Raw genomic sequence first — 6,691 nt, 5'->3', positions numbered from 1 at the left:
TATGCGCGAGTAGCCCAGCGGATTAGAGCAGCTGACTACGGATCAGCAGGTCGCAGGTTCGAATCCTGTCTCGCGCACGATAAAGCCTCGGAAGCGAAATGCTTTCGAGGCTTTTCCAATTCACGAATACAAGCCGATTCCGCGCATTGCCGTGGTTCGGAATCCATTCTGGCGAATTCGATTGCCTTGGCAGCCGATTATTGCCCGAAGGGAAGGAAACGGGGAGGTGGCAAAGATGCAACAGTCTCGATACGATTTCGACTCGATTCTTGAACGTCATGGATCCACTTCGATCAAATGGCATGAGATCGAAGAGATGATGGGACCGAATTCTCGTGACGTGATTCCATTATCCGTAGCAGATATGGAATTCAAGCCGGCACCGGAAATTGTTTCAGCGTTGGTGGAGGCTGCCACACATGATGTATTCGGATATGACTATGCGCCGGACGAGTATTTTGAAGCCGTAACCGGCTGGATGCGTCGGCGTCATAATTTCGATGTGAACCCGGCATGGATTAGTCTTTCCGATGGCGTTATGCCGGCCGTGAACACCGCATTGCGTGCGGTTACACGTCCGGGAGACAAGGTCATCATTCAAAGACCGGTTTACTACCCATTCACGTTTGCCGCCGAACACAATGGTTTGACTATTCTGGACAATGAATTGGTGCTGGATGAGGCGGCAGGCCGTTATGCGATCGATTTTGATGATTTGGAAGCTAAAGCCGCTGATCCCCGTTGTACGGCCATGATGCTGTGCAATCCGCACAATCCGGTTGGCCGTGTGTGGAGTGAACGGGAATTGCGCTGTATTGGTGATATTTGCCTGAAACATGGCGTGTATCTGTTGTGCGATGAAATTCATGCCGACTTCGCATACCCGGGACATCCGGTTACGATGTTCGGCACATTGGGAGAACGCTATCATTCGCATCTGTTCGAGTTCACTGCACCCACCAAGACATTCAACTTGGCGGGCCTGCTGTGCTCGAACGTGATCATCCCCGACCCATCGCTGAAGCGTCGATTTGACGTGGCGGCAGAGAATATCGCCGGTCTCACTGTCAGTCATTTCGGACTTGTGGCATGTCAAGCCGCTTACAATGATGCCGAAGATTGGCTGAACGAGCTGATGACGGTGCTTGAACGCAATCTTTCCTGTGTACGGGATTTCGCTGCTCGTGTGGATGGCGTGCGCCTTATCGAGCCGGAAGGTACATACCTGGCATGGCTGGACTGCCGTGGGCTCGGATTCGAAACGCCTGATGCATTGCGGGACTTCATGCGCCTCAAAGCCCGTGTCTGGTTCGATGAAGGCTCGCTGTTCGGGCATTCCGGCGACTATTTCGAACGTATCAATCTCGCGTGCCCTACGGCTTTGCTGCAACGTGTACTGAACAACATGGAAAGCGCGTTAGCCGGCAGACAATAGTCGGAAATCACGCCGGGGAGCTAGCGCTCAGCCCCCGGCATAACCATACGCTGTCGCTGACGTACTATGGATAGGCAGTCCTAGGGGAAAGCAAGTAGTCGGAAGGAGCGGCGATGGCACAGGTCACCGGTACACAACGAGGCGTATGGGCGTCCATCACCAGGCTTGCCGCCTCCGACCGAGCCTCAGGACTCATCATGCTGAGCTGTGCGTTTGTCGGACTGATAGCGGCGAATCTGCCGTTGACCTACCACCTGTTCGAAAGCATAGCGGAAACGTATATCGGTATTCCATATACGAATATCAACTTGCCGATCGGCCATTGGGCCCAAGACGGATTACTGACCATCTTTTTCCTGACCGTCGGTTTGGAACTCAAGCAAGAACTCACCACCGGATCCCTGTCTAACCCGAAGGCCGCCGCCGTGCCCATGCTGTGCGCGGTGGGAGGCATGATGGCTCCTCCGATATTGTTCATAGCCGTTGCAGCCCTATTTTCCGCGTACGGGCCGGGAGACGCAGGAAGTGTGGTGCTTACCACTACGGGCAGTGTCATTCCTTTTGCTGATCTCGCACACGGTTGGGCTGTTCCCACCGCCACGGATATCGCGTTTTCTCTGGCGGTGCTTGCTCTATTCGCCAAAGGCTTGCCCGGTTCGATTCGCGCCTTTCTGCTGACGCTCGCCACCGTGGATGATCTGCTGGCCATTATTCTGATCGCTGTGTTCTTCTCCTCGGTCAACGCATGGTATTGGTTCATCGGCATCGCGGTCTGTGCGCTGATCTGGGCGCATCTGGTGCGGATGAAGAAAGTGCCGTGGCCGGCAGTCGCCATTGTGGGACTTCTGGCGTGGGTGATGATGTTCGAAGCCGGTATACACCCCACATTGGCCGGCGTTCTGGTAGGTCTGTCTACGCCCGCGCGCGAGATACATGGTGAGCTCACGCCGCGCGCCGAACGGTATGCTTCCAAGCTCCAACCGTTCTCCGCACTGCTTGCCTTACCGGTTTTCGCGCTGTTCGCGACAGGAGTGCATTTCGCCGAACTCACTCCTGCGCTGATGATGTCGCCGCTGGTTATCGCCTTGATCGTGGCATTGGTGATCGGCAAGCCGTTGGGCATCATTGCCACAGCTTGGGTGTCCACACATATCGGCGGACTGAAAATGGCCAAAGGACTCACCGTACGCGATATGATTCCCACCGCATGCGCCTGCGGCATCGGATTCACCGTATCCTTCCTCATCGCGTCCTTGGCATACTCGAATGCTGAGTTATCCGCCGAAGCCAGATTCGGCGTGCTGGTCGGATCCTTGATCTCCGCGTGCATCTCCGGTGTGCTGCTCAATCATCAATCCAAGGAATTCGCGAGGACAACCCGTACCGGTGAACCACGGTGATACGCAATGACATCGCTACGATGCGACACCACCAATAGTCAGATGTCCAAGGAGACAACAATGGCCAAGAAGCAGAAAAAAGCAAAAAAGAACAACGATAAGCAGCAGGACACCAAAAAAATACAGCAGACTGCGCCTGTAACGGACAAGGCTCAGACCGATGCGTCGGCCGATGTCGAGGATCTCAACGAAACGGTGATCGAGAACGTACAGGACGCCTCGCCACTGGGCGACACCTATCACCGTGGGCCGGTGATATTGCGAGGTCCGATGATTCCGACCGATAACACCACCGCCAATCTGTTGAAGGCCGATGCAGACACCGACTGGCTGCATATGGACCCATGGCGGGTATTGCGCATCCAATCCGAATTCGTGGATGGCTTCGGCGCGCTCGCTGAACTTGGTCCTGCGGTTTCCATCTTTGGATCGGCACGGACTGAACGCACCGATCCGATATACAAAGCGGCACGGCGTATGGGAAGCCTGATCGCCAAGCGCAACATCGCCGTCATCACCGGCGGCGGGCCGGGCGTCATGGAAGCGGCCAATAGGGGAGCGGCGCTCGCAGGAGGCAAATCGGTGGGATTGGGCATCGAGCTGCCACACGAGCAGGGGCTGAACCAGTGGGTGAACCTCGGGATGAGCTTCCGGTACTTCTTCGTGAGAAAGACAATGTTCGTCAAATACTCTTCCGGCGTGATCGTCTGTCCGGGAGGTTTTGGCACGTTGGACGAGATGTTCGAATTATTGACATTGGTGCAGACACACAAGGTGGCCGACATGCCGGTCGTATTGTTCGACAAAGCCTACTGGCAAGGGCTTTTCGACTGGTTGGAGGGTACCGTCGCCGGGGCGGGCATGATAGCCTCGGCCGACAGCAATATTTTCATATCGACGGACGACCCGGATGAGGCCGTGGAGGTGGTCACGAAGGGCCTCTGATGCTCATTCCGCAACATTCCGCAACAAACTGGACTTTGCAAAACACCGAATGGAAGACCGTCGTTACCGGATAAGACCTGTCCGGTAACGATAATCATGCCGCATACGTCGTCTCATTATTGGCCGCATACAGCTTGACGAATCATCGTGGCGTAGGCATATGCACCGGTCATGGTCGGATGTATGCCATCGTCATTAAGAAATTCGGGATGTCCTTCGCTATAGGCGTGCCAGTCGATGATGCCCACATTCGGATTCTTGCTGGCCGCCTTGCGCAGCATGGTGTTGTTATTGTTCTCCTGCCATGGATAAGGCATTCGGATGGTGATGAAGTATGTCGGCTTGCCGTCCGTCTGATCGATGAGTTGTTGTACTTGCTCCTCGCTGTCGATGACTCCGTTGGTTCCCAGGCCAAACACCATTACGCTGCCGGTATGCCCGCTGGCGACATCTTGCTGCAAGACATCGGTGGCCTGCGACAGTTGACGATTGGGATGGCCGTCGATGAAAGCGTTCGGAAATGCCGCTTGTATGGCGTCCGAGGTGCCAGAGGTGACTGAATCACCGATCATCATCATATCGGCACTGCAGCTTTCCGTGGCGGGATCATATGTATATCGGGTGATATCCAAATTGTTCGGCACCTTTTCCGCTATAGGTGTAATGGACGGAACCGCCGGTTGCGCATGGCTTTGGTCGCCATCGGTGCTGGATGATGATGGGGCATTGTTTCCGGGCGCGGTGGACGGCGAGGGATGCCGAGGCTTGACTGGTCGTGCGGTGTTCGCCAACTCCGGACGAAGCTGCACGGCACGAGACTGAGCGATGCCCTGCCAATCGACCGGAGCCCAAGTCAGCACGATCACAGTGACTACCGCAACGGCTGACAGCATCCATGCTCCTGGTCGTAAGCCGGTCCGTGGTATCTGCACAGCCACGGCATGACGGCTGCGTGACAAGAGCATTGGCGCGCGAACGGCCTCAACCAGCCGGTAGAAGAGTTCAGACGCTACAAGAATAATGGCCGCCTCCACCAGCCAACCCCACCATGGCAACGGTTGGGTACGCGTCGCGGGATTCATGAATTGCAGCAACGGATAATGTATGACATACAGCGAGAACGAACGCGAACCGATATATCGCAGCGGTGCGCATCCCAATATCTTCGGCCATAATGAGCGGTCGTCCGTCGCGCAGGCCAAAGCAGCAAGACATACCACGGCGGCGATCAGATAGCCGCCCTGATACATGTATGCGACGTATCCGTTCGCCAACCAGAAACTCGCCAATATGGCTGCCAGCGCCAAGCCACCACCCAGGTTTCGGACAATGACGGGTATCCGTGATCGTCCGAAACCTGCTGAGACATCGTGATGCTGTGTCGTATTCGATGAAGCCATCCATATGGCCAGCAATCCGCCTGCCGCAAGCTCAGCCAAACGGGTATCGGTACCGTAATAGACGCGGGAGGTGCTGGACGGGTCAAACAATAGGTACATAGCGGTGGTTGAACTCAGCATGACGATTACGACAACCAGCGAACGTATCCATTTAGATCGGGTGATTCTGGCCAATGCCCACATCGCGAGGGGCCAGACTACATAAAACTGCATCGTTACGCTTAGGAACCAGAGGTGGGTCAGAGGGGATGGCAGTCCCGCAGCCTGAAAATAGGGGACCTTACGGAAGATGTATACCCAGTTGCTGGCGAATAACGCGCTGGGTAGCGCGTCCGTGACGATTTTGATCAGGAGGCTGGGCGCAAATAGCCAAGCCAACCATGGCACTATGGCGATGGTCGAGAGCAATACGGGCCAGATGCGTGTGATGCGTCTGAGCAGATACCGCCCATAGTTAAAAGTACCTGTTGTATCTACAGCGTTCATCACCGATCGTGTGGCCAGAAAACCGGTGATGACGAAAAACAACGTGACCCCGATGAAGCCGCCTTGCAACAGGGAGGGACGCGTGTGGAAGGCGATGACGCCAAGGATGGCCAGCGCGCGAAGGCCGTCGATACCTTGCCAATGGATTGGACGTCGCACGGCTGGTGCGGTGCGGGCAGGGGAAGCAATTGATGCGGTTCGCGATGTTGGACCAACAACTGATGCGCTCATAACACCGTAAGATACTCTCGAAAAACATCTGCCAAGCGGCATATTCCATGTGCCAAAACCCGCGCAATGGTGCATAATCAGAAAACATGATGCTTCATCTTCATCTGGTCCGTCACGGACAGACGTACTTCAACCGCTACAACCGTCTTCAGGGATGGTCCAATTCACCGCTGACCGAATCCGGCATTGCCGATGCCGTCAAAGCCGGAGAACATCTCAAGAAGATTCGTTTTGCGGCAGCCTACTGCTCGGATACCACTCGTGCGCAGCAAACGGCACAGACGATTCTCGATATCAATGAGTCCGCCGGCAATCCCCGCCCAGAGCTGATTGCTGACATGCATTTTCGCGAGCAGTTCTATGGTTATTACGAAGGTCTTGACATGGCCATGGCTTGGTATGCCGCCGGCGCCCCTCACGGAGCCAAGACCTACAACGAAATCGTGGAGAAATTCGGTCTGTCGGCTTCTCGCGACTTTCTTAAGGAAGCTGATCCATTCCATGATGCGGAATCTGATGAGGAGTACTGGACTCGCGTGGAAGGTGCGTTTGCCTTGATCGCAGCCAATCCGATACTCAAGGATGGTGACGATGTGCTGCAGATCTCGCACGGCAATACCCTGCTGAGCCTCGGCCATCGGTTCGGTGGTCCTGGTCTTGATCTGAGCGTGCGTCCGGCCAATGGATCGGTCACTCGTATCGATTTCGATACCGACAAGCCGTTCGCGCAAGCGCTGACCATCGTGTCATATGGTCAATGACAGGGCGGCTGGAGGCTTTGCTGATGCAAGGCA

At 55.5% G+C, this 6,691-nt stretch carries 4 protein-coding genes, 1 tRNA gene and 1 pseudogene; 5 read left to right on the top strand and 1 reads right to left on the bottom strand.

The window, feature by feature from the left end; all coding sequences use genetic code 11:
- Window positions 1-3: 3 nt before the first annotated feature.
- The 4 genes and pseudogenes from CUU80_RS03215 (at window position 4) to CUU80_RS03200 (ending at window position 3,780) form a co-directional block, all read left to right on the top strand.
- Window positions 4-77: transfer RNA gene (locus tag CUU80_RS03215), tRNA-Arg, on the top strand.
- 158 nt (window positions 78-235) lie between these two features.
- Window positions 236-1,435, top strand: a complete 1,200-nt coding sequence (locus CUU80_RS03210; protein WP_100495907.1) for a MalY/PatB family protein — start codon at window positions 236-238, stop codon at window positions 1,433-1,435.
- Window positions 1,436-1,548: 113 nt separating this feature from the next.
- A pseudogene (locus tag CUU80_RS03205) lies at window positions 1,549-2,802 on the top strand (Na+/H+ antiporter NhaA); the annotation flags it as partial.
- Window positions 2,803-3,105: 303 nt separating this feature from the next.
- Window positions 3,106-3,780 carry an LOG family protein gene (locus tag CUU80_RS03200; protein WP_439329965.1) on the top strand — a complete coding sequence of 225 codons (675 nt, stop codon included), beginning with the start codon at window positions 3,106-3,108 and terminating at the stop codon, window positions 3,778-3,780.
- 116 nt (window positions 3,781-3,896) lie between these two features.
- Here CUU80_RS03200 and CUU80_RS03195 read toward each other — a convergent pair whose 3' ends face one another.
- Window positions 3,897-5,825 (bottom strand): acyltransferase family protein, encoded by a 1,929-nt coding sequence (locus tag CUU80_RS03195; protein WP_243388608.1) that lies wholly within the window; start codon window positions 5,823-5,825, stop codon window positions 3,897-3,899.
- A 158-nt stretch (window positions 5,826-5,983) separates the two neighbouring features.
- Here CUU80_RS03195 and CUU80_RS03190 point away from each other — a divergent pair, with 158 nt between their 5' ends.
- The gene (locus tag CUU80_RS03190) at window positions 5,984-6,658 is read left to right on the top strand and encodes a histidine phosphatase family protein (protein ID WP_100495903.1); all 675 of its coding nucleotides are present in this window, start codon (window positions 5,984-5,986) and stop codon (window positions 6,656-6,658) included.
- Window positions 6,659-6,691 lie beyond the last annotated feature (33 nt).

This window comes from Bifidobacterium scaligerum (assembly GCF_002802865.1).
In the GTDB taxonomy this organism is placed as follows: Bacteria; Actinomycetota; Actinomycetes; order Actinomycetales; family Bifidobacteriaceae; genus Bifidobacterium; species Bifidobacterium scaligerum.
The sequence above is the reverse complement of the archived record's forward strand: the minus strand, read 5'-3'. Positions and strand labels throughout refer to the sequence as shown.